Origin of the sequence: Kistimonas scapharcae (assembly GCF_039540975.1) — a bacterium.
Taxonomy (GTDB): Bacteria; Pseudomonadota; Gammaproteobacteria; order Pseudomonadales; family Endozoicomonadaceae; genus Kistimonas; species Kistimonas scapharcae.
This window is the reverse complement of the sequence record NZ_BAABFL010000244.1, coordinates 1-1410: the sequence shown is the minus strand read 5'-3', so window position 1 is coordinate 1410 and position 1410 is coordinate 1. Positions and strand designations below refer to the sequence as shown.

The following is a 1410-nucleotide window of genomic DNA, read 5'->3' as shown; positions in this document are numbered from 1 at the left end:
GTTTTGTGCAAAAACTGTACTCTGTTGCCAAAAGTACGGCCAGCTTGCTCACATTCCCAAGGTTAAGCGGGATTTAAGGAATGGGTACCGTAGTGCTTATTGTGGGGCGCTCGTTAAGATAAAAGATGCAATGCTACAATCCCGCAGTCAGTCAGGGGGATCACAGTATACTGTGAGTGATATTGGATGTTTGGAAGGGGAGGTCGCGTTATGTCGCGCATCATGCGCTGGTTCCTTGAAGGGCTGGTGGTTCTGGTACCGATATTGATTACGGTTTACCTGTTCAGTGCAGGTATTAACCTGGTGGCTGATGTGCTCACGCAAACTATTGGTCCGTACCTTAGTCGTGAACTGCCGATCCATGGCCGTTGGCAGGTAGTGTTTATCAGCCTGGTGCTTGTGGTCGGTGTGACGATTCTCATTGGAGCGATCACACATTTATGGCTCGGTAAGCACATTGTTCGGCTTGTGGATCAGGTGTTAACCCATATCCCGTTAGTGAAGCTGGTTTATGCCGCGATCAAGGATGGCGTGAATGCCATTATTGGCGACCGACGCGAGTTTGATAAACCCGTATTGGTTTCAATCGGTGAGATGCAGGTGCCCGGTTTCATTACCCGAAATTCAACCGAAGATTTTGGTCTGGATAACCATGTAGCGGTTTACTTTCCGATGGCATTCAGTATTGCTGGCCGTGTGGTGTTGGTGCCGGCTGACAAGGTCAGGCCTCTGGATAACAGCAGTGCCGAAGTGATGTCATTTCTGGTTTCCGGCGGTGTCACCTCGGGTAAAAAAAAGCGATAAATACTGCGGGGTTAACTGGTGGATGAAGTGTTCGCCCCATCCGCCACGATGCGCAAGGACAATGGACGTATGATAAATTTTCTTCCAGGTGCTGTCGCGACAAAAGGATTTTTTTTTCTTGCTTGTTAAGGCTTTGGATAAATTGATGAGATCCTTTTTGTTTAATGTCCTTTGTCGGAGTAATTTGTTCCATGTTATAGAGTAAGTATTCCAAAGTTTTTGAGGTACTTTAAAGCGTTTATTGCTAGTGCAAAAAATCATTTCTTCACTAACTCCCGCTTTTTTTGCATGCCAAAGTAATTTTTGAAGTCTTTGGTCTTGAGTATTACATTGGCTGATAGCAGTTGTTTGCGGGCTGTTCGCGTACTTGCGCGAAGGAGATAATTGGTCAGTTGGTTTTTTTTCATGTGGTGTTGTAGGTGTGAAATGTTTTCTTTTATGTTTCTCATGTTGTTTTATTGGATTCTTGGGTGTGGCGACTGATTTTGGTATCACTATTACCGACTTGTGATTGCTTGCTTTGTTAGTAAGTACTCAAAAACCGGTACATAAGGCGATTTCACGTTCTGCCGCCTAAGCTCATCCCCATGTTCCCATTACCGCCTG

2 protein-coding genes are annotated in these 1410 nt (G+C 45.5%); one reads left to right on the top strand and one right to left on the bottom strand.

What is annotated here, in order from left to right:
* The first annotated feature begins 210 nt into the window (after positions 1–210).
* Positions 211–804 carry a DUF502 domain-containing protein gene (locus tag ABD892_RS10695; RefSeq protein ID WP_345195614.1) on the top strand — a complete coding sequence of 198 codons (594 nt, stop codon included), beginning with the start codon at positions 211–213 and terminating at the stop codon, positions 802–804.
* On the opposite strand, the gene ABD892_RS10690 is transcribed toward ABD892_RS10695, so the two are convergent.
* The gene (locus ABD892_RS10690; protein WP_345195613.1) at positions 757–1299 is read right to left on the bottom strand and encodes a hypothetical protein; all 543 of its coding nucleotides are present in this window, start codon (positions 1297–1299) and stop codon (positions 757–759) included. The two genes, ABD892_RS10695 and ABD892_RS10690, sit on opposite strands and share 48 nt — an antisense overlap.
* Positions 1300–1410: the final 111 nt, after the last annotated feature.

Excerpts from the sequence above, each read along its gene's own strand:
- ABD892_RS10695 (WP_345195614.1), top strand. The coding sequence starts at position 211 with ATGTCGCGCATCATGCGCTGGTTCCTTGAAGGGCTGGTGGTTCTGGTA.